We start from the raw sequence: 24,089 nt of genomic DNA, 5'->3' as shown, positions 1-24,089 counted from the left end.
ATGTTTTATCTTCTCTATCTCCACTACGCCGACGTCGCGCACCAGTATCCGCTGCTGAACCTGATCCAGTATCAGACGGTCCGCACCGCCCTGGCCCTGGCCACCGCCGCCATCGTGGCCGTGGCCATGGGCAGCCGGTTCATCAACTGGATCCGCACCAAACAGGGCAAGGGCCAGCCGATCCGCGACGACGGCCCCGTCTCCCACCTGTCCAAGGTCGGCACCCCCACCATGGGCGGTCTGATGATCCTGGCCGGCATCGGCGCGGCGGTCTTCCTGTGGGGCGACCTGACCAATCCCTATATCTGGATCGTCTCGGGCGTGACCGCGGCCTTCGGCGTGCTGGGCTTCATCGACGACTACGCCAAGGTGACGAAACAGACGTCGGCCGGCCTGACCTCGAAACAGAAGCTGCTGGCCCAGACCGTGGTGGCCGTGGTCGCGGGCGTCCTGACCGTGTTGTGGATGACGACATCCCCGACCTCGCCGGGGCTTGAGACCTCGATCGCCTTCCCCTTCTTCAAGGCCGTGCTGCTGAACATCGGCTGGTTCTATGTGGCCTTCGCCGCCTTCACCATCGTCGGCTTCTCCAACGCCGTGAATCTGACCGACGGTCTGGACGGCCTGGCCACCGTGCCGGTGATGATGGCCGCCGGGGCCTTCGGCGTGATCTCCTATCTCGCCGGCAATTTCGTCTTCTCCCAGTATCTGCAGATCCACCACGTCCCCGGATCCGGCGAACTGGCCATCTTCTGCGCCGCCATGATCGGCGGGGGCGCGGGCTTCCTCTGGTACAACGCCCCGCCGGCCAAGATCTTCATGGGCGACACCGGCTCCCTGGCCCTGGGCGGCGCGCTCGGCGCCATCGCCGTGACGACCAAGCACGAGCTGGTGCTGGGCATCGTCGGCGGTCTGTTCGTGATGGAGGCCGCCTCGGTCATGATCCAGGTCGGCTATTTCAAGCTGACCAAGAAACGCATCTTCCTGATGGCGCCGATCCACCACCATTTCGAGAAGATGGGCTGGCCGGAATCGACCGTGGTGATCCGCTTCTGGATCATCGCCGGCGCCCTGGCCCTGGTCGGGCTGTCCACCCTGAAGCTGCGTTGACGCCATGATCCCTGTTCCCGGCTATGAGGGCAGGCGGGTCGCGGTCTTCGGCCTGGGACGGTCGGGGATCACGGCGGCGCGCGCCCTGAAGGCCGGGGGCGCGGTCCCCATCCTGTGGGACGACGGCGTCTCGGGCCGGCTGCAGGCCCAGGCCGAGGGTTTCCTGGTCGAGGACCTGACCACGGCCGACTGGTCGGGCTTCGCCGCCCTGGTCCTGTCGCCCGGCGCCCCCCTGACCCATCCCAAGCCGCACTGGACCGTGGACCGGGCGCGCGAGGCCGGCGTGCCGGTCGTCGGCGACGTCGAACTGTTCGCCCGCGCCCTCGACGCCCTGCCGCAGGGCCGGCGTCCGAAGGTGGTCGCCATCACCGGCACCAACGGCAAGTCGACCACCACGGCCCTGATCGGCTGGGTGCTGCAGCAGGCAGGCCTGACCGTCTATGTCGGCGGCAATATCGGCATCGGCGTCCTGGCCCTGCCGGAGCCGACGCCGGACGCCGTCTATGTGATCGAGGTCTCCAGCTACCAACTGGACCTGACCACCGGTTTCGCCCCGGACGTGGCCATCCTGACCAATGTCTCGCCTGACCATCTGGACCGCCACGGCGGCATGGAGGGCTATGTCGCCGCCAAGCGCCGCATCTTCCAGAGCCAGGGTCCGGACGGCGTGGCCCTGATCGGGGTGGACGAGGATTGGGGGCGTCGAACGCTCAATAGCCTTGAGGACCGCACGGGGCGTGTGACGACCGTGATGACGAATGTCATCGCTATAGGCGGTGGCCGCCGAGGCGGGGTTGCGCCGGAGGCAATTGCCGAGAGGCTGTCTGCTGCACGAGCTAAGCTGTTCGCTGAAGGAAAGTTCCTGTCATTGGAGGCGACGGACGGGGAATTGACCGGTGACGCTATAGCGTTGGCCGACCTGTCCGCCGCCCGCTCTCTTCCCGGCCGTCACAACGCCCAGAACGCCGCCTTCGCCTATGCCGCCGCCCGGGCGCTTGGGGTGTCGCACGACGCCGCCGTGCGGGGCCTGCTCAGCTTCCCCGGCCTGGCCCACCGGATGGAGGCCGTCGGCCATATCGGTCCGGTCCGTTTCATCAACGACTCCAAGGCCACCAACGCCGACGCGGCGCGTCAGGCCCTGGCCTCCTATCCGTCGGTCTTCTGGATCGCGGGCGGCAAGCCCAAGGACGGCGGCATAGACGACCTGACCGACCTCTTCCCCCGCGTCGCCAGGGCCTATCTGATCGGCGAGGCCGCCGAGGCCTTCGCGACCACGCTCGGCGACACCCCCCACGTCATATCGAAGACGATGGACGCCGCCGTCGCCGCCGCCGCCGCAGACGCGGCCTCCGCAGGCGGCGACCAGATCGTCCTGCTGTCGCCCGCCTGCGCCAGCTTCGACCAGTATCCCGACTTCGAGGCCCGGGGCGAGGCGTTCCGCGCCGCCGCCCTCAGCCTTGGGGCCGCCCCGGAGACCGTGCGATGAGCGCCTCCTACACTCCCGCCTTCTCGCGCAACGATCAGAGCCTGATCGCCCGATGGTTCTGGACCGTGGATCGCGGCCTGCTGGGCGCGGCCCTGGCCCTGATGGGGCTGGGCGTGGCGCTCAGCTTCGCCTCCAGCCCGGCGGCCATCCTGGCCGATGAATCCATCACCGACCCCTTCCACTATTCCTGGCGGATGATGGTCTTCTCGGGCCTGGGCCTCAGCCTGATGCTGACCAGTTCGCTGCTGTCGCCGCGCGGGGTCAGGCGGATCGCCGTCCTGGCCCTGTTCGGCGCCATTCTGGTGATGATGGCCCTGCCCTTCATCGGCGACACGGTGAAGGGGGCCGCCCGCTGGGTCAATTTCGGCCCGTTCAGCCTGCAGCCGTCCGAGTTCGCCAAGCCGGGCCTGATCGTCTTCGCCGCCTGGATGTTCGCCGAGGCGCAGAAGGGGCAGGGGGTGCCGGGCGTGACCATCGCCTTCGGCTTCTACGCCCTGACCGTCTGTCTGCTGCTGATCCAGCCGGACATCGGCCAGACCCTGCTGATCACCACCACCTTCATGGCCGTCTTCTTCATGGCGGGCGTGCCGTTCAAATGGATGGCGGTCCTGGCCAGCGCCGGGATGGCGGGGCTGGTGTCGCTGTATTTCGTCTTCGGCCATATGCGCGACCGCCTCAGCCGCTTCTTCTCGCCCGAGACCACCGACACCCACCAGATCGACAGCGCATCCGAGGCTATCCGCGCCGGCGGCCTGGTCGGACGCGGGGTAGGCGAGGGGGTGATGAAACGCCACGTCCCCGACCTGCACACCGACTTCATCTATTCCGTCGGCGCCGAGGAGTTCGGTCTGGTGCTCAGCCTGACCATGATCGGCCTCTACGCCTTCATCGTGGTGCGCGGGATGCGCCGGGCGATGAAACTGACCGACCCGTTCGAACAGACGGCGGCGGCGGGCCTGTTCATGCTGATCGGCCTCCAGGCCTGCATCAATGTGGCGGTGAACCTGAACCTGATCCCGACCAAGGGGATGACGCTTCCCTTCATCAGCTACGGCGGCTCCTCCATGCTGGCCATGGGGCTGACGATGGGGTTCGCCCTGGCCCTGACGCGGCGTCGTCCGGGCGCCTATGAGCCGGGCGCCAGCCTGGGGCAGGGGCGGCGGCTGATCTAGGCGGGGGAGGTTTCGTCCCCGGCTTGTAGCTTGACGTCTCCTCCCCGTTGCGAAGCAATGGGGAGGGGGACCGCGAAGCGGTGGAGGGGTTCCTGGGGTCGGAGGATCTGTTTCGTGCGCCCGCGTCCAGCGACGCACCCTGACGCCATCCCTAGCGTCACTTAGGGGCAGTTTTTAGCGTCATGGGCGCAAGCTGAAACTACCGGCCAATCTTTATAGAGCTGGTAGAACGAGGGGCCGCGCCAAATCAGATACGCGACCAACAGGATGGCGGCGATACTCAGGAGGAGACGTGTCCGCTGCTTCATATGCTCTAAGCTATCGATGCCAGCGTCCGCTTTCCACCCTTGGTTGACATGACCTGCGTCCGCTTCAAGCCCAAGTGTGAGCTACGCAGGGATTTAGGCGCGCTGAACACGTCCATCGCACATAAAATCCCACCCCGACCTTCGCGTTTTCAACCGCTTGGCGTCCGCCATCGCCAAACTGCCCGCCTGACCTGAAACCCGTGCGATCCTTCCGCCCCGCGCAACGCCGCGCCGAGGAGGGACGACCGCCATCGATGGATTTCGGACATTTCGGACAGTTTTCCATCCGCCTGTCCGGATTTCGGACATTTCGGACTATTCGGACTCTCTTTTCCGCCTGCCCTCGTCCGGATTTCGCACTATTCAGACTCTGTTTTTCGGAGACGCCTTCATGTCCAAGCTCTGCGTCGTCGCCGCCGGCGGCACCGGCGGCCATATGTTCCCGGCCGAAGCCTTGGCGCGGGAACTGGCGTCGCGGGGCTGGCGGGTGGTCCTGGCCACCGATCACCGCGGCGAGCAGTACGCCCACGCCTTCCCGGCCGAGGAACGGCTGGCGCTGGACGCCGCGACCGGCTCCGGCCCCCTGGGCCTGGTCAAGGCCGGGGTGCAGATCTTCAAGGGGGTGATGCAGGCGCGGGCCGCCTTCGACCGGCTGGGCGCCGACGTCGTGGTCGGGTTCGGCGGCTATCCCTCGGCTCCGGCCCTGGTGGCGGCGGTGACTGCGCAGCGCCCGACCGTGATCCACGAACAGAACGCGGTGCTGGGCCGCACCAACCGCATCCTGGCCCCCTATGTCGGCCAGGTCGCCTCGTCCTTCCCGACGCTGGAGAAGGCGCCGGCCAAGGTGCAGGGCCGTTCCCACGTCGTCGGTTCGCCGGTCCGGGCCGAGATCCGCGCCCTGTTCGATCGTCCCTATGCCGCGCCGGTCGACGGCGGTCCGATCCAGGTTCTGGTCACCGGCGGCAGCCAGGGCGCCCGCATCCTGTCCGAGACCACGCCCCGCGCCCTGGCGGCCCTGCCCGAGGCCCTGCGTCGTCGCCTGAAGGTGCAGCAGCAGTCGCGGCCCGAGACCCTGGAGGCCGCCCGCCAGATCTATCTGGAGGCCGGGATCGAGGCCGAGGTCGCCCCCTTCTTCCGCGACATGGCCCAGCGCCTGTCCGCCGCCCATCTGGTGGTCGGCCGCTCGGGCGCCTCGACCTGCGCCGAGCTGGCGGTGGCGGCTTTGCCGTCGGTGCTGATCCCGCTGAAGATCGCCATGGACGACCACCAGCGCCTGAACGCCAAGGCCCTGGTCGACGCCGGCGCCGCCGAGATGGTGCTGGAGGAAGATCTGACGGTCGAGGGCCTGACCGCGACCCTCGACGCCCTGCTGTCCGACCCGGCCCGCCTGTCGGCCATGTCGGCGGCGGCCAAGTCCGTCGCCATCCCCGACGCCGGGGCGCGGCTGGCGGATCTGGTGGAGGCGACGGCGAAGGCGCGCTGACCCTTCTCCCTCCCCGTCCCGGGGAGGGTCGTCGCGCAGCGACGGGGTGGGGGCGGCCCCGGCAGGGCCGCACCTGCCTGATGCGGGACGGGTCTGTGGGGCGTCGGCCTGCCGCCCCCACCCGACCTCGCTTCGCTCGGCCACCCTCCCCGAAGCGGAGAGGGAGAGGATGGGTCCAAGCTTTGCGGGAACCCATCCGGCGTTCATGCGTCCCTTATGGATGCCTCCCGAAATCTCCAACCTGACCCGTCAGGTCCATGATCTCTGGCGCCAGTTCGACTGGCTGCCGGAGTGGGCCGTTATCCTTCTGGTGACGGCCGCCTTCGTCGGCGGCGGCTGGATCACCCACAAGATCGTCTTCGCCGTCCTGCGGCGCATCGTGAAGAACAAGGACGTCTTCTGGCGCGGCGTGGTCGAGCGGGCGCGGATGAAGCTGCGGATCATGCTGATCCTGATCGGCGTCGGCATCGGGGTGACCGTCTCGCCGATGGACCCCGGCCCGTCCGCCGAGATCCGGGCCGTGCTGCGGTTCCTGTTCATCCTGACCATAGGCTGGCTGGCGTCCGGCGTGCTGGACATGTGGTCGGTGATGCACCTGCGGCGCTACAATATCGCCGTCGAGGACAATCTCCTGGCCCGCAAACACCTGACCCAGACCCGCATCCTGCAGCGGGTGGCCAAGGTGATCCTGTTCATCGTCACCATCGGCCTGGCCCTGATGACCATCGCCGGCTTCCGCCAGTGGGGCGTCAGCCTGCTGGCCTCGGCGGGCGTGGTCGGCATCATCGCCGGTCTGGCCCTGCAGCCGATCCTGACCAATATGGTCGCCGGCATCCAGATCGCCCTGACCCAGCCGATCCGCCTCGATGATGCGGTGATCGTCGAAAACGAGTGGGGCAATGTCGAGGAAATCACCTCCACCTATGTGGTGGTCAAGCTGTGGGACTGGCGGCGGATGGTCCTGCCCCTGTCCTATTTCATCACGACGCCCTTCCAGAACTGGACCCGCGAGAACGCCCGTCTGATCGGCACGGCCTTCTTCTACGTCGACTACGAGGCCCCTATCGACCGGCTGCGCGAGGCGTTCGAAGGCATCGTGAAGAGCTCGAAACTGTGGGACGGCGACGTCCAGGTGATGCAGGTGACCGACATCACCGAACGGGTGCTGCAGGTCCGCACCCTGGCCAGCGCCCGGTCGGCGCCAGTGGCCTTCGACCTGCGCTGCGAGATCCGCGAGAAGCTGATGGCCTTCATGCGCGACGAATGCCGCGAGGCTCTGCCGCGGGACCGTCTGGAATGGCCGCAAGGCGAAGACAAGCCCATGCCTCTCCCTCCCCGTTCCGGGGAGGGTGGCTGAGGCGAAGCCGAAGCCGGGTGGGGAGGGCAGGGTGACGTCCCATAGACCTTGTTCGCATCTGGCCGGTGCGCCCCTGGCGGGCCTGCCCCACCCGGTCTCGCTGCGCTCGACCACCCTCCCCGGAACGGGGAGGGAGGGATGTCGTGCTCAGTCGGCCAGAGCGGCCTGACCTTCCCGGATCGCCTGTTCCAGGCTGAGGCCCGCCGGGTCGGGCGCGCCGACGCAGGCCTTCAGCAGCAGTTCCAGTTCGTCGCTGCCGGGCGCGGCCTCATAGGGCGGGGCGGCGTCGGGCGTCGAGGGGCCTTCGGTCAGGTCGGACTTCACCGAGGCGAAGTCGAGCCGATCCGCCGTGCGCGCCCCGCAATCGAAGGCCCAGCGCGACCAGCCGCCGACATAGGCGGCGTCGCCGACGGTGAAGCCGTCTTCCGCCACCTGAAGCGAGCGGATCCAGGCCGCGTCCGGCGCCTCGCGCCGGATGGTCGCCGTGTCGGCATAGATGGCGAACCGGCCGACCCCGACCTGAACCAGTTGCGGCTCGCTCAGCAGGGCCAGGGTGAGTGCGATCATGCGACCAGGGTCTCCGCCTGGTGCAGGTCCACGCTGACCAACTGGCTCATGCCGCGTTCGGGCATGGTGACGCCGTAGAGGCGGTCCATGCGGCTCATGGTCACCGGGTTATGGGTGATGACGATGAAACGGGTGTCGGTGCGGCCGCGCATCTCGTGCAGCATCCGGCAGAAGCGGTCGACGTTGGCGTCGTCCAGCGGGGCGTCGACCTCGTCCAGCACGCAGACGGGCGCCGGGTTGGCCAGGAAAACGCCGAAGATCAGGGCCGCCGCCGTCAGGGCCTGTTCGCCGCCTGACATCAGGCTCATGACTGACAGCCGCTTCCCGGGCGGGCAGGCGTAGATCTCCAGCCCGGCCTCCAGCGGATCGTCGCTCTCGACCAGTTTCAGCTCGGCCTGGCCGCCGCCGAACAGGGCCTCGAACAGGGTCTTGAAGTTGGTGTTGATGACGTCGAAGGCGGCGATCAGCCGCTCGCGGCCCTCGGCGTTCAGTTCGTCGATGCCGTCGCGCAGCTTGGCGATGGCCTGGGTCAGGTCGATCCGTTCCGACTTCATGCTGTTCAGCCGGTCGCCGTATTCGACGGCCTCGTCCTCGGCCCGCAGATTGACGGCGCCCAGGGCCTCGCGCTCGCGCTCCAACCCGTAGAGCAGGCTCTCGGCGCCGGCGGCGTCGGGCGGGCGGGCGATGGCGTCGTCCGTCAGTTTGCGGCCCAGTTCCTCGGGCGACATCTGGGCCGTCTCGCGGACGGTGTTCTCGGCCTCGGCCAGTTTCTCGGCGGCGGCCTCGGCGCGGGCGGACAGGCCGGCGCGGGCCTCGCGGGCCTGAGATGCGGCGGTCTCGGCGGCGCGTGAGGCGCGGTCGGCGTCGCCGGCGGCGGTCTCGGCCTGGGCCATCGCGTCGGACGAGGCCTGTTTCCGCTGTTCGGCGGCGGTTAGCGCATCCAGCAGCTTGCTGCGTTGTTCGGCGAAGCCCTGGGGCGCTATCTCGGCCTGTTTCAGCAGGGCGGCGGTCTTCTCGGCATCCTTTGTCAGGGCCGCGACGCGGGCGGCGCTGTCCTTGGAACGGCTGACCCAGCCGTCGCGGGCGCGGGTCAGGCTGCCGTGGCGTTGTTCGCGGCCCTGACGGTCGCGGGCCTCGGCGTCGCGGTCCGAGCGGGCGGTCTGGGCGGCGAGGCGGGCCGCGTCGGCGGCGGCGCGGGCGGCGGTCAGCTCGTCGCGCAGGCCGGCGATCGTCTCGGACGGGGCGTCGGTCGTCTGGGCGGCGTCCAGCGTCGTCTGGGCCTCGGCCACCTCGGCGGCGAGCCGCGTCACGGTGTCGTCCAGGGCCTGGGCGCGGGCCTCGCGGCGGGCCTGGTCGCGGGCCAGGGTCTCGACCCGGTCGCGGGCGGCGGTGGCGGCCTTGTCGGCGGCGAAGGGTTTGAGGCGGGCCGTCTTCACCTCGTCCTCGGCGGCGCGGAAGGCCTCGGTGGCGGTCTTCTGCTGGGCCTGGGCCTGGTCGAGGGCGGGCTTGCCCCTGTCGATGTCGTTTTCCAGCTCGGCGAGACGGGTGCGTTGGGCCAGGCGGACGGCGGCGGGGCGGGGCGCCTCGGCGCGACTGACGAAACCGTCCCAGCGATAGAGGTCGCCCTCGGTCGTCACCAGGCGGGCGCCTGGAGGCAGACCCAGAGCCAGCCCGGCCGCATCAGCCTGGGGCGCGACGCCGCACAGAGCCAGTCGCGCCGCCAGTTGATCCGGCGCCTGGACATGGGGCGACAGGGGCGTGACCCCGGCGGGCCAGGACGGGGCAGGGGGCTGGGCGCCGCCCCAGTAGGCGGCGGCGCGGGCGTCGAGCGCCGCGTCCAGATCGTCGCCCAGGGCGGCGGCGAGGGCGGCTTCGTACCCCTTGTCGGCGCGCACCTTGTCGAGAGCGGGGGGATGGTCGCGCTTGCCGGTGACCAGCAGCTGGGCCAGGCCGCGCGCCTCGGTCTGAAGACGGCCCAGCCGGTCCTCGGCGGCGCGGGCGGCGGTGCGGGCCTCCTGTTCGAGGCGGGCCAGGTCGCCGCGTTTCGCCTCGGCGGCCTCGACGGCCTCGCGGGCGGCGGTCAGTTCGGCCTGGGCCGTCTCCAGCGCCTGACGGGCGGCCTCCAGTTCCGGCGTCTCCAGCGGCCCCAGGGCCTCGCGTTCGCGCTTCGCCTGATCGTGCTGGGCCGTGACGCGGGCCAACCGGGTCTCGGCGTCGCGCTTGCGGGCCGTCTCGGCGTTGGCGCGGGCCTCGACGGCGGCCAGGGTTCCGGCCAAGCGTTCGACCTCGCCGTCGGCGGCCTTGCGGGCGTCCTCGGCGGCGGTCAGGGCCTTGTCCAGTTCGGGGCCGCGTTCGGGGGCGGCGGCGATCTCGGCCTTCAGCCGGGTCAGTTCGTGGTCCAGCCGGTCCAGTTCGCGCCTGGCGTCGGCGGCCATATTCTCCTCGCGCTCGGCGTCGGCGGCGATGCGGGCGGCCTCGGCCTTCAGCCGCTCAACCTCGGCGCGGGCGGCCTGTTCGGCCATGTCCAGGCGGTCGCGCTCCAGACTGGCGCGATGCAGCAGGGCCGAGGCGACGGCGTCCTCTTCCCGCGCCGGCTTCAGGGCCTCCTGGGCGGCAAGCGCAGCGGTCTGGGCGGCGGCGGCGGCGGTCGTAGTCTCGGCCACCGCCCGGTCGGCGGCGCGCAGTTCTTCGGCCGAGGTTTCGGCCGCCAGCTTGGCGTCGTTCCAGCGGACGTAGAGCAAGGCGGCCTGAAGGGCGCGGATCTCGGCGGAGATCTTCTTGTATTTCTCGGCCTGACGCGCCTCGCGTTTCAGCCGGTTCAGGGCCGTCTCCAGCTCGCGGCCGATGTCGTCGAGCCGGTCGAGGTTGGTCTCGGCGGCCTTCAGGCGCAGCTCGGCCTCGTGGCGGCGGGTGTGCAGGCCGGCGACGCCGCCCGCCTCTTCCAGGATACGCCGGCGGTTCTGCGGCTTGGCGGCGATCAGTTCGGAGATCTGACCCTGACGCACCAGGGCGGGGGAGTTGGCGCCGGTCGAGGCGTCGGCGAACAGCAGCTGCACGTCGCGGGCGCGGACCTCCTTGCCGTTGATCCGGTAGGTCGAGCCCTGGCCCCGGTCGATGCGGCGCGACACCTCCAGCACCGGACTGTCGGTGAAGGGCTGGGGCGCGCGGCGTTGCGCATTGTCGATGGTCAGCTGGACTTCGGCGTGGCTGCGCGGGGGACGGCCCGCCGCGCCGGCGAAGATGACGTCGTCCATGCCCTGGCCGCGCATGGCCTTGGCCGAGTTGGCGCCCATGACCCAGCGCAGGCTTTCCAGGACGTTGGACTTGCCGCAGCCGTTGGGGCCGACGACCCCGGTCAGGCCGGATTCGATATGCACCTCCGCCGGGTCGACGAACGACTTGAAGCCGACGAGCCGGAGGCGCTGGAACTGCATCGCCCGGACGGACTACCGGCGCAGCAAGGGGTCGATGGCGGCGGCCAGACCCTGGATCGACGAATCCTCGACCCGACGGCCGTTGACGAAGAAGCTGGGGGTGCCCTGCACACCGGCGGCCTGGGCCCCGGCGATCTGGGCGTCGAGCGCGGCCTGGGTGGCGTCGTCAGACATGCAGGCGCGCAGTTCGTCGTTGGTGCGGCCCGAGGCGGCGGCGCCGCGCTGGAAATAGACGCCCGTGCCGATGATGCGGATCGAGGCCTGGGCGGCGAAGAAGGCGTCGATGGTGTCGAAGAACTTGCCCGGGGCGGCGCACTGGGCGACGCCGGCCGCCGCGCCGGCGACGTCGGCGGGCGGGGTCGGCAGGGTGCGATAGACGAACCGCACCTTGCCGGTCTCGATATAGCGCGTCTTCAGCTCGGGCAGGACGGTGTCATGCCAGACCGCGCAGTGAGGGCAGGTCAGGGAGGCGTATTCGACCACAGTGACCGGGGCGTCGGCCCGGCCCAGGAAGTGGTCCGCAGGCGTCACAGCCGGCAGGCCGCCAGCGGCGATCGCGGTGGAGGCCGCGCCCGCGAGGGCGACGGCCAGAACCACAGCCTTCAGCATCCCCGACCGCATCATCCTACTTGGCCAGTTCGGCGTCGATCGCCGTCGACAGGTCGGCCAGGCTGGCGCCTTCGCCGCCGGGGCTGATGACCTGGGTGTCGTTGACGTAGAAGGCCGGGGTGCCGCTGACGCCCTGGGCCTGGGCGAACTGGACGCGTTTCTCCATGGCGGCGACGGCCTCCTTGTCGGTGACGCAGTCGTTGAACTGCTGCTCCGACATTCCGGCGGCCTGGGCGGTGCGCAGCAGCCAGTCGCGCGGCGACGAGGTGATCATCTCCTGCTGAGTGGCCATCAGCTGGTGGACGACGTCGAAATACTTGTCCGGGCCGGCGCAGCGGGCGACCAGGAAACCGGCGGTGGCGGCGTCGACCGGCGGGGTCGGCAGTTCGCGGAAGACGTAGCGGACCTTGTTGGTGTCGACGTATTTGGCCTTGAAGGCGGGCCAGGTGTTCTTCTGCCACAGGGCGCAGTGCGGGCAGGTGACCGAGGCGTATTCGACCACGGTGACCTTGGCGCCTTCGGCGGCGCCCAGGCCCATGTCGCCCTCGGCCACGCCCTTGGAGCCGCCGCATGCGGCCAGGGCCATGGTCGCCATGGCGGCGCCGGTGATGGCCGCGCGCCGGCTCATGCGGGCGAAACGGGATTCAATCTTGGTCATCGGACGTCCTTGGGCGAAGCGCTTCATGATGATCGCGCGATTCCCCCGGAACGGCGCGTATCGATAGTTGTCGAGAACAGGTGCGGCGAAGTTTTGTCAATCTCGGCTGTTCGGCCGCGACATCGCCGCACGGCCCAGTTTGGCCAGGGCCGCCTTCAGTTCGTCGGGGGCGTCGGCGATGGAGGCGGCCAGATCGGCCTCGGCCGAGGCCGACAGGGGCGGGGGCGGCGCGGACCGTTTGGGGCGGGTCGCGGCCTCGGGCAGGGGCTTGATCGGGCCCTGGGCGATGCGCAGACGGTCGACCGATCCGGCCCCCAGGAAGAGGTTGACCCGGGCGAGGATGTCTTCCGACTGATGCTGGACCAGAAGGGCTGCGGCGCCGGCGACGCGCAGCTCCAGCACGCCGGGCTGGCCGCCCTTGCCCTTGGTCAGTTTCTGGGGGCGGGTGACGCGGGCCAGACGGTCGCCGACGATCTCGCGCCAGCGGGGCTCAAGCGCGCCGGCGCCGCGTCCGAACTGTTCGTCCAGCTTCTTGATCAGGGGCGTCAGGGCCTTGCCCGCGCGGGGCGGCGCCCGGAAGACCGGACGGGTGCGACGGCGAGACAGGATCTCGCGCGCTTCGGCGTCGGTGGGCAGGGGGCGGCGCATGGGCCTATATAGCCCGATCCCATGCCTGACGTCTCTCTGATCCGTTCCGAATTGCTCGCCTGGTACGACGCCCATGCGCGAAGCCTGGTCTGGCGTGCGCCGCCCGGCGCCGAGGGGCGGAGCGAGCCCTATCGCGTCTGGCTGTCCGAGGTGATGTTGCAGCAGACGACGACGCCGCACGCCACGCCCTATTTCCTGAACTTCACCGCGCGCTGGCCGACCGTGTCGGATCTGGCGGCGGCCGAGGACGCCGATGTCATGGCCGCCTGGGCGGGGCTGGGCTACTACGCCCGGGCTCGCAATCTGCTGGCCTGCGCCCGTGCCGTGGCGGGGGAGCATGGCGGGGTGTTTCCGGATACCGAAGCGGGGCTGCTGGCCCTGCCCGGAGTGGGCGCCTATACGGCCGCCGCCGTGGCGGCCATCGCCTTCGACCGGGCGGCCAATGTCGTGGACGGCAATGTCGAGCGGGTCATGGCCCGGCTGTTCGCGGTCGAGACGCCGGTTCCAGCGGCGCGGCCTGAACTGAAGCGGCTGGCCGAACGGTTCGTCACCGACTGCCGGCCGGGCGACTGGGCTCAGGCTTTGATGGATCTGGGGGCGACCGTGTGTCGGCCCAAGTCGCCGCTGTGCGGCTCATGTCCGGTGACGAACCAGTGTCTGGGCTTCGCCGGAGGGACGCCGGAGCGGTATCCGGTCAAGCTGAAGAAGGCCGAGCGGCCGCACCGCAAAGGCTTCGCCTGGGTGATGATCGACGGGCAGGGGCGCGCAGCGTTGCAGCGGCGGCCGGACAAGGGGCTGCTGGGCGGGATGTTGGGCCTGCCGACCTCGGACTGGAGCGCGGAGCCCGATGGGAGCCCGCCGGTCGCCGCCGACTGGCGCGAGGCCGGGGCGATCGAACACGTCTTCACCCATTTCAGCCTGACCCTGACGGTGCGGGTGGCCCATGCGGCGCCGGACGGCGACTACGAGTGGCGGGATTTCGAGACCGCGCGGGCGGCCTTGCCGACCGTCTTCGCCAAGGCCCTGGATCGGGCCGGAGAACCGGCCCTGATCTAGGCGGCGTCGACGATCTAGCGATTTGAACCGCATCATGACGGCGTCGGGGTGGTAAGCTTGACTTTAAAAGCTGACGGGTGACGTCTTCCGTGGCGATGCGGGGCTGCAGTCGATGGAGGCGGCCATGAGGGGGAAGGCATGGATCGCTTTGAATATCTGATCGGGCTGGTGTCGCTCATCGTCGGCCTCGGGCTGGCGGATCTGGCCACGAGCCTGCATCGGCTGATCAAGCAGCGCGCCCGGACAAAATGGGACGCCCTGACCCTCGCCACCGCCGCATTGGCCGCATTCACCCTGATCTGGATCTGGTACAACGTCTGGGATCTGAGAAGCTTTCCGGGCGTCGGCGGCTTCTGGTTCTACCTGTCGCTTCTGCTGGAAATGACGCTGCTGTATCTCGCCGCCGCCGCCAGCCTGCCGGACGAGGCCGAGCTTGCCGAAGGCGAGGGGCGGGATCTGACCGCCTACCTCGCGCGCCACCGTCGCTACATCTGGATACTGTTCGGCCTGTTCTTCACATCCTACAGCCTGCGATCCGTCTATTTCGTCAGTCGCGACGGCGTATTCGCGCCGCAGGAGCTGCTCTGGATCGCCATGACGTGCATTCCCATCGTGCTCTCCGTCGCCTCGGCCTTCGCCCGACGCAGGTCAGCCCAGTGGATATTGCTCCTGGCCCTGAGCGGGTGGGCGGTCTTCTCGGCGATCGGACTGAGTATCTAGAACCTACTGCATCCCGGCGCGGATTTCGGCGCGCAGGGCGTCGATGGACTTCAGGCCCTGGTCGGTCTTGAAACGCCAGTAGGTCCAGCCGTTGCAGGCCGGGGCGTTCTCGAACAGGGCGCCCAGTTTGTGGATCGAGCCGGTCAGCGAACCGGCCACCAGCGAGCCGTCGGCGCGGACCCGGGCCTCGCGCTCGCCCTTGGGGCAATACAGGCGGTCGCCGGGGTGCAGCAGGCCGGCCTCGACCAGGGCGCCGAAGGGCACCTTGGGCTCGGCGCGCTTGGAGCCCATGACCACCAGGTCTTCGGGATTGGCGGGGATGACCGAGGCGATGCGGGTCTGGGCCACGTCGGCATAGGTCTCGTCACGCTCGATGCCGATATAGTGGCGGCCCAGCCGCTTGGCGGCGGCGCCGGTGGTGCCGGTGCCGAAGAAGGGATCCAGGATCACGTCGCCGGGACGGGTGGCCGACAGCAGCACGCGGTGCAGCAGGGCCTCGGGCTTCTGGGTCGGATGGGCCTTCTTGCCGTCGGCGTCCTTGATCCGCTCCTCGCCGGTGCACAGGGCGAAGGTCCAGTCCGACCGCATCTGGGTGTCTTCGTTGAAGGCTTTCAGGGCGTCGTAGTTGAAGGTGTAGCGTTTCTGATCGCGCGACCTGGCGGCCCAGATCAGGGTCTCGTGGGCGTTGGTGAACCGGGTGCCCTTGAAGTTCGGCATCGGGTTGGACTTGCGCCAGATGATGTCGTTCAGCACCCAGAAGCCCAGGTCCTGGATCGCCGCGCCCAGGCGGAAGACGTTGTGATAGGAGCCGATCACCCAGATCGAACCCTCGGGCTTCAGCACGCGGCGGCATTCCGTCAGCCAGGCGCGGGTGAAGGCGTCGTATTCGGCGAAGCTGCCGAACTTGTCCCAGTCGTCGTCGACGGCGTCGACCTTGGAATTGTCGGGACGCAGCAGGTCGCCGCCCAGCTGCAGATTATAGGGCGGATCCGCAAAGACCATGTCGACCGAGGCGTCGGGCAGGCTCTTCAGCACCTCGATGCAGTCGCCACGGTGAATGACGTCGGTCTTGAGATCGGACATGGAAACGCGGCCCCGGAACTGGTGAGAGCGCTTATGGTGAATCCTTACGGTTAAGGCAGTGTTGATTCCGGCGTTAATCGTGCGCTCGGGTTTCGCGCGGTGAACGGCAGGCGTGCGGAAACCCCGACGCGGCGGGGCCGGGACGGTGGAGGGCTGGGCGGAGCGCCGGGCCTTCGCCCGGAGTTTGGTTAGTGTGTTACCGTTTCGACGAAGGCTGACGCTCCGCGCGAGTGGTGTGCTTCAAGCCGGGGATGTTGAGGCGGCAGTCTTATATGCCTCCTCCCCAAGGCCCGAGACGGGTCGGCGGTCCCTGCGAAGGACCGTCCCGAGTGCGTGTCGAGTTCCCACCTCGACCCTTCGCCGCCGTTTCAGACGCGGGATGTGCCCACCGATGCGCCGTCATGCGACACGGGGGAATCCCACCCCCGCCCCCGTTCCATCCGCTCTCGCCGCCGCAAGGTCGCAGGCCTTACGAGCCCTCCGGTGCGACGAGACGGGAGTATTATGAGGCGGTTCCCAGCTCAGGCTGGGAAATAGGGTCGAGAAAAGCGCAAGTCGTTGAAGACGCTGGGAATGGACCAGCGTCATTATGATAGTTGGCGCGAGAAACCTCGCACGCCTCTTCCCTCTCCCGGTGGGAGAGGGTGGCCCGCAGGGCCGGGTGAGGGACCGGCGGCGGGCCAGGCCCACGGGCGAACCCTCACCTTTTCGCGCGAAGACCGATCGCTGCGCTCTCGGGCGCTCAAGCCCTCTCCCGACGGGAGAGGGGGGGGGAATCCTAGCTCCGGACGACCTTGACCCGGGCTGCGGCTTCGCGAGCGCGGGCGCGGGCTTCGTCGGTGTCGGCGCCGCGAGCAGTGGCGACGCCCATGCGGCGGCGCTCATAGGCTTCGGGCTTGCCGAACAGGCGCAGGTCAGCGGTGGGGACGGACAGGGCCTCGGCGACGCCCTCGAAGACGACGCCCTGGGCTTCCAGGCCGCCGTAGATGACGGCGCTGGCGGCCGGGTCGCGCTGAGACACATCGACCGGCAGGCCCAGGATGGCGCGGGCGTGGAGCGCGAACTCGCTCATCGTCTGGCTGGCCAGGGTGACCAGGCCGGTGTCGTGCGGGCGGGGCGAGACTTCCGAGAACCAGACTTCGTCGCCCCTGACGAACAGTTCGACGCCGAAGACTCCGAGGCCGCCCAGGGCCTCGGTGACCTTGCGCGCGATGTCCTGGGCCGATTGCAGGGCGGCGGGCGTCATGGCCTGGGGCTGCCAGCTCTCGACATAGTCGCCCTTGACCTGGCGGTGGCCGATGGGGGCGCAGAAGGACGTGACGGTCGCGCCCTCGGCGTCCAGCGAGCGGACGGTCAGCAGGGTGATCTCGAAATCGAAGTCGATCCGGCCCTCGACGATGACGCGGGCGCCGGCGACGCGGCCGCTTTCCTGGGCGTAGGTCCAGGCGTCGGCGATCTGGTCCGGGCTCTCGACGAAGGACTGGCCCTTGCCGGACGAGGACATGACCGGCTTGACGAAATTGGGATAGCCGACCGTCTCGGCGCCTGCCGCCAGTTCCTCGGCCGAGCCGGCGAAGGCGTAGGGGCTGGTCGGCAGGCCCAACTCCTCGGCGGCGAGGCGGCGGATGCCCTCGCGGTTCATGGTCAGTTGCACGGCGCGGGCGGTGGGGACGACGCGGGCCAGGCCGGCGGCCTCGATATCGGCCAGGATCTCGGTGGCGATGGCCTCGATCTCGGGCACGATGATGTGCGGGGCCTCGGCCATGATCAGGCCGTTCAGAACCTGAGGATCGGTCATCGGGATGACATGGCTGCGGTGGGCGACCTGCATGGCCGGAGCGTTGGGATAGCGGTCCACGGCGACGACCTCGACGCCCAGCCGCTGAAGCTCGATGGCGACCTCCTTGCCCAGTTCGCCCGAGCCCAGCAGCATGACGCGGACGGCGGTGTCGGAAAGCGGGGTGCCGAGTTTCATGGGCGTCAGGCTCCGGTAGCGGGTTCGATCAGGTCCCAGGCGTTGCCGTAGAGGTCTTCGAAGACCACCACCTTGCCATAGGCTTCGTGACGCGGGGTTTCGCGGAAGACGACGCCGGCCGCAAGCCAGGCGGCGTGGTCGCGCATCAGGTCGTCGGTTTCGAGGAACAGCCAGACGCGGCCGCCGGCCTGGTTCCCGACCTGGGCCTTCTGGGCGTCGGTCGTGGCGCGGGCCAGAAGCAGGCCGGTCTCGCCGCCTTTGGGCGTGACGCGGACCCAGCGTTTGCCGCCGCCCATGTCCGTGTCCTCGCTGAGATCGAAGCCCAGCTTGCCGACATAGAAGGCGACGGCCTCGTCATAGTCGTGGACCAGCAGGCTGATCAGTCCGATGCGGCTCATTGAGCCGGGACCGCATAGAGCCGGCGGAAGGCGTCCAGGGCCGCGCCGTGGTAGATGGTGGCGTGGGTCTCGGTCGGGCGGGGCGTGAAGCTCCAGGTCACGCCCGGCATGGCGAAGTCGCGCAAGTTTCCGGTCAGGACGTCCATCGGCGCCTGCATCTCCGGGCCTTCGTCGCCCAGGGTCAGGATCAGGGTGCGCGGGGCGTTGGACTGGTCGCGCAGATGGGCGCCCGACTGGCGCGCCAGGACGCCGCCGTCCCACCACAGGCTGGGGCTGACGGCGACATAGGCGTCGAACATCGTCGGCTCCTTCAGGAAGGTCTCGACCACGAACAGACCGGCGAGGGATTCGCCCATCAGGGCCGTCTCGCCGCTGGTGCGGAAGCGGGACTGGATGAAGGGCTGGACCTCGTCGCGCAGGAAGAGGCGGAACCGTTCGGACTGACCCTGGGTCGGGTAGCGGGCGATCAGGTCGGAATCGGTGGTCGGCAGGGCCAGTTCGTTGCGGCGGTCGACCGAGGCGATCCCGACCACGATGACGTCGCGGGTGGTGCCGACGACCGTGCCCAACTGGGCGATGCCGGAGATGTGGTGGAAGTCCTGATCCTGACCGCCGTCGAGGACATAGAGGACGGGATAGGTCTTGCCGCTGTCGGCGTAGCCGGGGGGCAGCCAGACGTTGATCTCGCGCGTCGCGCCCATGACGGTCGAGGGCAGGGCGTAGGAGCGGCCGATAACGATGGGGGTTTCGACGGGGGCGGGGGTCTGTCGTGCGGTCTGGGCGTGGGCCAGAGGGGCGGTGAGCGCCAGAAGAAGACCGAGGAGGGCGGATTTCATCGGGGCTCCACACGTCTCCCTCTCCCGCCGGGAGAGGGCTTGAGCGCACGGCGGCGGAGCCGTCGTTCTTGCGCGAAAGGGTGAGGGTCGGACGGTGCGAACTGGCCTGCCGCCCGACCCTCATCCGGCCCTTCGGGCCACCTTCTCCCAATGGGAGAAGGGCAGGTTTGTTACAGCCGCGCCTTGGCGGCCGCGACGACGGCTTCGGTGGTGATGCCGAACTTGTCGTACAGGACCTCGGCCGGGGCCGAGGCGCCGAAGCCGGTCATGCCGATGAAGGCGCCGTCCTCGCCGATGAACCGTTCCCAGCCCTGCTTGATGGCGGCTTCCACGGCGACGCGGATCGTGCCGCGGCCGATGACCGAGGCCTGGTAGGCGGCGTCCTGCTGTTCGAACAGCTCGAACGACGGGACCGAGACGACGCGGGTCGCGACGCCTTCAGCTTCCAGGGTTTCGGCGGCCTTCAGGGCCAGGGCCAGTTCCGTGCCGGTGCCGAACAGGGTGACCTTGGCCTCGGACGAAGCCGCCTTGATCTCATAGGCGCCCTTGGCGGACAGGTTTTCGGTCGCGGCGACGGTGCGGACGGCCGGGGTCTTCTGGCGCGATAGGGCCATGGCCGACGGGGTGGTCTTGGACTGGAGCGCGATCTGCCAGCATTCCATCGCCTCGATCGTGTCGGCGGGGCGGAAGACGTTCAGGTTCGGGATGGCGCGCAGGGCGGCCAGATGTTCGACCGGCTGGTGGGTCGGGCCGTCTTCGCCCAGGCCGATCGAGTCGTGCGTCAGGACGTGGATGGCGCGGACCCCCATCAGGGCGCCCAGGCGGATGGCCGGACGGCTGTAGTCCGAGAAGACCATGAAGGTGCCGGCATAGGGAATGACGCCCCCGTGCAGGGCCAGGCCGTTCATGGCCGCGGCCATGCCGAACTCGCGGATGCCCCAGTTGACGTAGCGGCCCTCATAGGTCGGGGCGTCCAGGATCGGGGTGCCGGCGACGAAGGTGTTGTTCGAACCGGTCAGGTCGGCCGAGCCGCCGATCAGTTCGGGGATGGCGGCGAAGACCTGGTCCAGGGCGGCGCCGGAGGACTGGCGCGTGGCCTGGGCGGGCTTGGTCTCGACCAGTTCGGCGATCTTGGCGTTCAGGGCGTCGAAGGCGGATTCCGGCAGGTCGCCCTTCATGGCGCGGGTGAAGTCGGCGGCCTGACCCGAGGCGGCGAGGCGGGCCTCCCACTTCTTGCGGTCCTTGGCGCCGCGACGACCGACCTTCTGCCAGGCTTCGGCGATGGTCTTGGGCATTTCGAAGGGGTCGTGATCCCAGGCCATGCCCAGGCGGGTGGCGGCGATCTCGGCCGCGCCCAGGGCGGCGCCGTGGGTCTTGTGGCTGCCTTCCATGGTGGCGGCGCCCTTGCCGATCTTGGTCTTGCAGGCGATCAGGGTGGGCTTGTCCTGGCGGGTCGCCCACTGCATCGCGGACTTGATCGCCTTCAGGTCGTGGCCGTCGACGGCCTTGACCGCCCAGCCGGCGGCCTTGAAGCGGGCCTTCTGATCGGTGGCGTCGGACAGGGAGACCTTGCCGTCGATGGTGATCTCGTTGTCGTCCCACAGGAGGTGAAGCTTGTTCAGCTTCAGGCGGCCGGCCAGGGCGATGGCTTCCTGGGACACGCCTTCCATCAGGCAGCCGTCGCCGGCGATGACCCAGGTGCGGTGGTCGACCAGGTCGTCGCCGTATTTGGCGGCGAGGTGACGTTCAGCCAGGGCGAAACCGACCGAGGTGGCCAGGCCCTGACCCAGGGGGCCGGTGGTGACCTCGACACCGGGCATATGGCCGTATTCCGGGTGGCCGGCGGTCTTGGAGCCCCACTGACGGAAGTTGGACAGTTCTTCCTTGGTCGCGGCCTTGTAGCCGGTCAGGTGCAGCAGGGCGTAGATCAGCATCGAGCCGTGGCCGGCCGACAGGATGAAGCGGTCGCGATCGGCCCAGTCGGGGCGGCTGGCGTCGAACTTCAGAAACTTGGAAAACAGGACCGTGGCGACGTCCGCCATGCCCATCGGCATGCCCGGGTGACCCGACTTGGCCTTTTCGACGCCATCCATGGCGAGGACGCGAATGGCGTTGGCCATCTGCTCGGGAGTGGCCTTGGGTGCGGATTTGGCGTCGGTCACGGGGAAAGACCTTTCGGACGATACAGAGATTCAGGGGCGGCGCCGCTTTACCCCGGCGCGTCCTCGGGTTCTATACGCAATTTGAAGGAGCGACCGATGGCAGACGCCACCACGGCCGCACGGGCCCGTATCGACAGGGCCCTGGCCGAACTTGAACGCAAGATCCTGGAGCTGAAGGCCCGTCCCGCCTCGGCCCCGCCGATCGCTGACGACGACTTGTTCGCGCCCAAGGTCGGTGATCCCGCGCGGGTGGCCGAGCTGGAGGCCGCCGGACGCGAGGCGTCGGATGCGCTTGCCCGGGCGGCCGAGGCCGTGCGCGAGGTGCTGGCGGAAACCGAGAGAGAGGCCGGCTGATGGCGACGGTGACGGTGGAGGTGAACGGCCGCCCCTATGCGGTGGGCTGCGCCGACGGGCAGGAGGAGCGGGTCCGCATCCTGGCCAAACAATTCGACAACCAGGTCCGGGCCGTGGCCCAGGACGTGGGCCATGTCGGGGATCTGCGGCTGTTTCTGATGTCGGCTCTGATCCTGTCGGACGAACTGCACGAGGCGCGGCTGAACGGCGGCGTGGCCGGCCCGGCTTCGTTGGCCCAGGCCCCGGCCTCGACCGATGGCGTGGCCGAGGCGCTGAACGCGGTCGCCGCCCGTATCGAGAAGATCGCCCAGAACATCTGACGGGCGCCACTGGCGCCGAGGCGGGCAAGGGACTATCTTGTCAAACGGCGGGTCCTGCTGCGGCTCACGTCGAAGACAACATATCCTTCTGACCTTAATTCACTCTACGGGATCTGTCCCTGTCCGGGCTCGAGGGCCTGGGCATATGGAGCCCACCTGGCTACCCAGGTCGAGAGGATTTAAACGTTCTTCACGGTTCGCGCGGCGCCGCCACCTTCCCCCTTCCTTCCGCCCCGTCTTTCGCCATTGTCCGGCGCGTCTGACGCGCTCCAGCCGAGCGTCCGATGTCCGACAAGTCCGAAGCCCGTTCCGCCGCGCGGGCGCTGCGCAAACGTCTGGCCGAGGCCGATCCGCTGGCGGCGAGCCGCGCCGCTGATCACGCGGATGATCTGCCGGAGGGCCGGGCCGTCGCCCTGTATCGCGCCATGGGCTCGGAGTTGGATACGGACGCCCTGGGCGTGGTGCTGGAAGCCGCCGGCCGCCGGCTGTGCCTGCCCGTGGTGCTGGAACGGGACGCCCCCATGATCTTCCGCGCCTGGTCGCCGGGCGAGCCGCTGGAACTGGACGCCGCCGGCTGTCCCGCGCCCCTGCCGCTGGCCGAGGTCGTCGAGCCCGATCTGATCCTGACGCCCCTGTTGGCCTTCGACGGGTTTGGCGGACGCTTGGGGCAGGGCGGCGGCTATTACGACCGGACCTTCGCGGCGCGGCCGGACGTGGTGCGGATCGGTTTCGCCTATGCGGGACAGGCGGTCGAGCGGTTGGCGCTGGAAGACCATGACGTGCCGCTACACGGGGTGCTGACCGAGGCTGGGTATCGGGCGTCTTTAGGTATATCCCATTGACATATGCCTGCATCGGGTCGATAGCGACGCCATGAGCGCGCCCCTGAAAGCCACAGTCTTCAAGTCCAATCGCTCGCAGGCCGTGCGGCTGCCCAAGGCCGTGGCCTTTCCCGACGATGTGAAGGAGCTACGCGTCATCAAGGAGGGCAAGAGTCTGCGCCTGGTGCCGGTCGACGCCCTGTGGGACGATTTCTTCGACCGGCCCGGCATCCCGGACTGGCCGGATCGCGAGCCGCAAGGCGAATGGCCGGAACGCGAGCCTTTCTGAGGTGACGGATTATCTGCTTGATGCGGATATCTGCATCCATGTTCTGCGTCGTCGCGGGCCGGATCTGCGCGACAGGTTTTCCGAGGCTGTGGGCCGGATATCGATGTCCACGGTCACACTGACCGAACTGCTTGTCGGTGTCGCCAAATCGCAAAATCCTGTCTTGCGACATGATGAGTTGCTGAGGTTTCGGGCGCGTCTGGATCTGTTGGACTTTGACGAGCAGGCGGCGGCCCATGCTGCGGATATTCGGGCGACTCTGGAACGAAGCGGCCAGAAGATCGGGCCGTTGGATACTCTATTGGCCGGCCAGGCGCGCAGCCTCGGCCTCACAGTCGTGACGGCGAACGTCCGGGAGTTCTCGCGTGTCGAGGGGCTGCGGGTAGAAAACTGGCTTGGCCAGGGACAAGGCGTACAAGAATGAGACTGGCGTTTTTCGGCGATGTTATCGGCAAGTCCGGCCGTGACGGGATCAGCGACCATCTTCCGGGCCTGAAGCGCGACCTGAAGCTCGACTTCGTGGTCATCAACGCCGAGAACGCGGCGGGCGGGTTCGGCATCACCGAGAACACCGCGCGCGAGCTGTTCATGGCGGGCGCCGACTGCCTGACCCTGGGCAACCACTCCTGGGACCAGCGCGAGGCCCTGACCTATATCGTGCGAGAGCCGCGCCTGATCCGGCCGGCCAACTATCCGCGCCTGATGGATGCGCCGGGCGCCGGGGCCAATCTGTTCGAGACCGACACGGGCCGCACCGTCCTGGTGATGAACGTGCTGGGGCGGGTGCACATGGATCCGATGGACGACCCGTTCGGGGCCGTGGAGCGCGAACTGGCGGCCGCGCCCCTGGGCGCCGTCGCCGACGCGGTCATCGTCGACATGCATTGCGAGGCCACCAGCGAAAAGATGGCCATGGGCCATTTCTGCGACGGGCGCGCCTCTCTGGTGGTGGGCACCCACACCCATGTTCCGACCGCCGACTGCCAGATCCTGCCCGGCGGCACGGCCTATCAGACCGACGCCGGCGGCTGCTGCGACTACGACAGCGTTATCGGCAATGAGAAGGAAGAGCCGCTGCGCCGGTTCACCACCCGCATTTCGGGCGGGCGCTATATGCCGGCGTCCGGTCCCGCGACGATCTGCGGCGTCTTCGTCGAGACCGACGACCGGACAGGGCTGGCCACGCGGGTCGAACCGATCCGGGTCGGTGGACGTCTGAGCCAGGCGATCCCGGTCGTCTGAG

General features: G+C 69.0%; 23 protein-coding genes and 1 other RNA gene. 14 read left to right on the top strand and 10 right to left on the bottom strand.

Annotated elements, in window-relative coordinates:
- From mraY to ACIQ1T_RS00310, 5 genes are all read left to right on the top strand, one after another.
- Positions 1 to 1,110, top strand: coding sequence for a phospho-N-acetylmuramoyl-pentapeptide-transferase (mraY, locus tag ACIQ1T_RS00330; protein ID WP_395942500.1), 1,110 nt, complete (start codon positions 1 to 3; stop codon positions 1,108 to 1,110).
- A 4-nt stretch (positions 1,111 to 1,114) separates the two neighbouring features.
- On the top strand, positions 1,115 to 2,596 hold the full coding sequence (gene murD / locus ACIQ1T_RS00325) for a UDP-N-acetylmuramoyl-L-alanine--D-glutamate ligase (RefSeq protein ID WP_395942499.1): 1,482 nt from the start codon (positions 1,115 to 1,117) through the stop codon (positions 2,594 to 2,596).
- Positions 2,593 to 3,768: an FtsW/RodA/SpoVE family cell cycle protein gene (locus ACIQ1T_RS00320; protein WP_395942498.1), complete on the top strand. Its 1,176-nt coding sequence runs from the start codon at positions 2,593 to 2,595 to the stop codon at positions 3,766 to 3,768. The genes murD and ACIQ1T_RS00320 overlap by 4 nt, the downstream gene beginning before the upstream one ends.
- 699 nt (positions 3,769 to 4,467) lie before the next feature.
- Positions 4,468 to 5,559: an undecaprenyldiphospho-muramoylpentapeptide beta-N-acetylglucosaminyltransferase gene (gene murG / locus ACIQ1T_RS00315; RefSeq protein ID WP_395942497.1), complete on the top strand. Its 1,092-nt coding sequence runs from the start codon at positions 4,468 to 4,470 to the stop codon at positions 5,557 to 5,559.
- A gap of 205 nt (positions 5,560 to 5,764) precedes the next feature.
- Entirely contained in the window at positions 5,765 to 6,916 is a 1,152-nt protein-coding gene (locus tag ACIQ1T_RS00310; protein WP_395942496.1) for a mechanosensitive ion channel family protein, read from the top strand.
- A 147-nt stretch (positions 6,917 to 7,063) separates the two neighbouring features.
- Here ACIQ1T_RS00310 and ACIQ1T_RS00305 read toward each other — a convergent pair whose 3' ends face one another.
- The 5 genes from ACIQ1T_RS00305 to ACIQ1T_RS00285 form a co-directional block, all read right to left on the bottom strand.
- On the bottom strand, positions 7,064 to 7,483 hold the full coding sequence (locus ACIQ1T_RS00305; protein ID WP_395942495.1) for a hypothetical protein: 420 nt from the start codon (positions 7,481 to 7,483) through the stop codon (positions 7,064 to 7,066).
- On the bottom strand, positions 7,480 to 10,917 hold the full coding sequence (smc, locus tag ACIQ1T_RS00300) for a chromosome segregation protein SMC (RefSeq protein WP_395942494.1): 3,438 nt from the start codon (positions 10,915 to 10,917) through the stop codon (positions 7,480 to 7,482). The genes ACIQ1T_RS00305 and smc overlap by 4 nt, the downstream gene beginning before the upstream one ends.
- 12 nt (positions 10,918 to 10,929) lie before the next feature.
- A complete protein-coding gene (locus tag ACIQ1T_RS00295; RefSeq protein ID WP_395942493.1) occupies positions 10,930 to 11,541 on the bottom strand; it encodes a thioredoxin domain-containing protein in 612 nt (203 codons plus the stop codon).
- A 1-nt stretch (position 11,542) separates the two neighbouring features.
- Positions 11,543 to 12,184: a DsbA family protein gene (locus ACIQ1T_RS00290; protein ID WP_395942492.1), complete on the bottom strand. Its 642-nt coding sequence runs from the start codon at positions 12,182 to 12,184 to the stop codon at positions 11,543 to 11,545.
- Between the two features lie 96 nt (positions 12,185 to 12,280).
- The gene (locus tag ACIQ1T_RS00285) at positions 12,281 to 12,832 is read right to left on the bottom strand and encodes a DUF721 domain-containing protein (protein ID WP_395942491.1); all 552 of its coding nucleotides are present in this window, start codon (positions 12,830 to 12,832) and stop codon (positions 12,281 to 12,283) included.
- A gap of 21 nt (positions 12,833 to 12,853) precedes the next feature.
- On the opposite strand from ACIQ1T_RS00285, the gene mutY reads away from it, so the two are divergent.
- Together mutY and ACIQ1T_RS00275 are read left to right on the top strand one after the other, a co-directional pair.
- Complete coding sequence (gene mutY, locus ACIQ1T_RS00280) at positions 12,854 to 13,888, top strand: A/G-specific adenine glycosylase (protein WP_395942489.1); 1,035 nt, start codon at positions 12,854 to 12,856, stop codon at positions 13,886 to 13,888.
- Positions 13,889 to 14,026: 138 nt separating this feature from the next.
- On the top strand, positions 14,027 to 14,608 hold the full coding sequence (locus ACIQ1T_RS00275; protein WP_395942487.1) for a hypothetical protein: 582 nt from the start codon (positions 14,027 to 14,029) through the stop codon (positions 14,606 to 14,608).
- A gap of 3 nt (positions 14,609 to 14,611) precedes the next feature.
- On the opposite strand, the gene ACIQ1T_RS00270 is transcribed toward ACIQ1T_RS00275, so the two are convergent.
- From ACIQ1T_RS00270 to tkt, 5 genes are all read right to left on the bottom strand, one after another.
- Positions 14,612 to 15,691, bottom strand: a complete 1,080-nt coding sequence (locus tag ACIQ1T_RS00270) for a site-specific DNA-methyltransferase (protein WP_395942485.1) — start codon at positions 15,689 to 15,691, stop codon at positions 14,612 to 14,614.
- 778 nt (positions 15,692 to 16,469) lie between these two features.
- Complete coding sequence (gene purT, locus ACIQ1T_RS00265) at positions 16,470 to 17,666, bottom strand: formate-dependent phosphoribosylglycinamide formyltransferase (protein WP_395942483.1); 1,197 nt, start codon at positions 17,664 to 17,666, stop codon at positions 16,470 to 16,472.
- A gap of 5 nt (positions 17,667 to 17,671) precedes the next feature.
- Positions 17,672 to 18,064, bottom strand: a complete 393-nt coding sequence (locus ACIQ1T_RS00260) for a VOC family protein (protein ID WP_395942482.1) — start codon at positions 18,062 to 18,064, stop codon at positions 17,672 to 17,674.
- Positions 18,061 to 18,900, bottom strand: a complete 840-nt coding sequence (locus ACIQ1T_RS00255) for an alpha/beta hydrolase (protein WP_395942481.1) — start codon at positions 18,898 to 18,900, stop codon at positions 18,061 to 18,063. Before ACIQ1T_RS00255 ends, ACIQ1T_RS00260 begins: the two co-directional genes overlap by 4 nt.
- Positions 18,901 to 19,070: 170 nt before the next feature.
- Positions 19,071 to 21,020 (bottom strand): transketolase, encoded by a 1,950-nt coding sequence (gene tkt, locus ACIQ1T_RS00250; RefSeq protein ID WP_395943095.1) that lies wholly within the window; start codon positions 21,018 to 21,020, stop codon positions 19,071 to 19,073.
- 138 nt (positions 21,021 to 21,158) lie between these two features.
- Here tkt and ACIQ1T_RS00245 point away from each other — a divergent pair, with 138 nt between their 5' ends.
- The 7 genes from ACIQ1T_RS00245 (at position 21,159) to ACIQ1T_RS00215 (ending at position 24,088) form a co-directional block, all read left to right on the top strand.
- On the top strand, positions 21,159 to 21,416 hold the full coding sequence (locus tag ACIQ1T_RS00245) for a hypothetical protein (protein WP_395942480.1): 258 nt from the start codon (positions 21,159 to 21,161) through the stop codon (positions 21,414 to 21,416).
- Positions 21,416 to 21,736 (top strand): cell division protein ZapA, encoded by a 321-nt coding sequence (locus tag ACIQ1T_RS00240; RefSeq protein ID WP_395942479.1) that lies wholly within the window; start codon positions 21,416 to 21,418, stop codon positions 21,734 to 21,736. Before ACIQ1T_RS00245 ends, ACIQ1T_RS00240 begins: the two co-directional genes overlap by 1 nt.
- Before the next feature lie 51 nt (positions 21,737 to 21,787).
- Positions 21,788 to 21,948: non-coding RNA, 6S RNA (gene ssrS, locus ACIQ1T_RS00235), on the top strand.
- A 72-nt stretch (positions 21,949 to 22,020) separates the two neighbouring features.
- On the top strand, positions 22,021 to 22,578 hold the full coding sequence (locus ACIQ1T_RS00230; RefSeq protein WP_395942478.1) for a 5-formyltetrahydrofolate cyclo-ligase: 558 nt from the start codon (positions 22,021 to 22,023) through the stop codon (positions 22,576 to 22,578).
- A gap of 31 nt (positions 22,579 to 22,609) precedes the next feature.
- Positions 22,610 to 22,846 (top strand): type II toxin-antitoxin system VapB family antitoxin, encoded by a 237-nt coding sequence (gene vapB, locus ACIQ1T_RS00225; protein WP_395942477.1) that lies wholly within the window; start codon positions 22,610 to 22,612, stop codon positions 22,844 to 22,846.
- Between the two features lies 1 nt (position 22,847).
- A complete protein-coding gene (locus tag ACIQ1T_RS00220) occupies positions 22,848 to 23,270 on the top strand; it encodes a PIN domain-containing protein (protein WP_395942476.1) in 423 nt (140 codons plus the stop codon).
- Entirely contained in the window at positions 23,267 to 24,088 is an 822-nt protein-coding gene (locus tag ACIQ1T_RS00215) for a YmdB family metallophosphoesterase (protein ID WP_395942475.1), read from the top strand. Before ACIQ1T_RS00220 ends, ACIQ1T_RS00215 begins: the two co-directional genes overlap by 4 nt.
- Position 24,089: the final 1 nt, after the last annotated feature.

Source organism: Brevundimonas sp., from assembly GCF_044336875.1.
Classification (GTDB): Bacteria; Pseudomonadota; Alphaproteobacteria; order Caulobacterales; family Caulobacteraceae; genus Brevundimonas.
The sequence above is the reverse complement of the archived record's forward strand: the minus strand, read 5'-3'. Positions and strand labels throughout refer to the sequence as shown.

Bases quoted from the DNA above. Each gene is read 5' to 3' on its own strand.
- mraY (WP_395942500.1), top strand. From the start codon at position 1: ATGTTTTATCTTCTCTATCTCCACTACGCCGACGTCGCGCACCAGTAT.
- murD (WP_395942499.1), top strand. From the start codon at position 1,115: ATGATCCCTGTTCCCGGCTATGAGGGCAGGCGGGTCGCGGTCTTCGGC.
- ACIQ1T_RS00320 (WP_395942498.1), top strand. From the start codon at position 2,593: ATGAGCGCCTCCTACACTCCCGCCTTCTCGCGCAACGATCAGAGCCTG.
- murG (WP_395942497.1), top strand. From the start codon at position 4,468: ATGTCCAAGCTCTGCGTCGTCGCCGCCGGCGGCACCGGCGGCCATATG.
- ACIQ1T_RS00310 (WP_395942496.1), top strand. From the start codon at position 5,765: ATGCGTCCCTTATGGATGCCTCCCGAAATCTCCAACCTGACCCGTCAG.
- ACIQ1T_RS00305 (WP_395942495.1), bottom strand. From the start codon at position 7,483: ATGATCGCACTCACCCTGGCCCTGCTGAGCGAGCCGCAACTGGTTCAG.
- smc (WP_395942494.1), bottom strand. From the start codon at position 10,917: ATGCAGTTCCAGCGCCTCCGGCTCGTCGGCTTCAAGTCGTTCGTCGAC.
- ACIQ1T_RS00295 (WP_395942493.1), bottom strand. From the start codon at position 11,541: ATGATGCGGTCGGGGATGCTGAAGGCTGTGGTTCTGGCCGTCGCCCTC.
- ACIQ1T_RS00290 (WP_395942492.1), bottom strand. From the start codon at position 12,184: ATGACCAAGATTGAATCCCGTTTCGCCCGCATGAGCCGGCGCGCGGCC.
- ACIQ1T_RS00285 (WP_395942491.1), bottom strand. From the start codon at position 12,832: ATGCGCCGCCCCCTGCCCACCGACGCCGAAGCGCGCGAGATCCTGTCT.
- mutY (WP_395942489.1), top strand. From the start codon at position 12,854: ATGCCTGACGTCTCTCTGATCCGTTCCGAATTGCTCGCCTGGTACGAC.
- ACIQ1T_RS00275 (WP_395942487.1), top strand. From the start codon at position 14,027: ATGGATCGCTTTGAATATCTGATCGGGCTGGTGTCGCTCATCGTCGGC.
- ACIQ1T_RS00270 (WP_395942485.1), bottom strand. From the start codon at position 15,691: ATGTCCGATCTCAAGACCGACGTCATTCACCGTGGCGACTGCATCGAG.
- purT (WP_395942483.1), bottom strand. From the start codon at position 17,666: ATGAAACTCGGCACCCCGCTTTCCGACACCGCCGTCCGCGTCATGCTG.
- ACIQ1T_RS00260 (WP_395942482.1), bottom strand. From the start codon at position 18,064: ATGAGCCGCATCGGACTGATCAGCCTGCTGGTCCACGACTATGACGAG.
- ACIQ1T_RS00255 (WP_395942481.1), bottom strand. From the start codon at position 18,900: ATGAAATCCGCCCTCCTCGGTCTTCTTCTGGCGCTCACCGCCCCTCTG.
- tkt (WP_395943095.1), bottom strand. From the start codon at position 21,020: ATGGCCAACGCCATTCGCGTCCTCGCCATGGATGGCGTCGAAAAGGCC.
- ACIQ1T_RS00245 (WP_395942480.1), top strand. From the start codon at position 21,159: ATGGCAGACGCCACCACGGCCGCACGGGCCCGTATCGACAGGGCCCTG.
- ACIQ1T_RS00240 (WP_395942479.1), top strand. From the start codon at position 21,416: ATGGCGACGGTGACGGTGGAGGTGAACGGCCGCCCCTATGCGGTGGGC.
- ACIQ1T_RS00230 (WP_395942478.1), top strand. From the start codon at position 22,021: ATGTCCGACAAGTCCGAAGCCCGTTCCGCCGCGCGGGCGCTGCGCAAA.
- vapB (WP_395942477.1), top strand. From the start codon at position 22,610: ATGAGCGCGCCCCTGAAAGCCACAGTCTTCAAGTCCAATCGCTCGCAG.
- ACIQ1T_RS00215 (WP_395942475.1), top strand. From the start codon at position 23,267: ATGAGACTGGCGTTTTTCGGCGATGTTATCGGCAAGTCCGGCCGTGAC.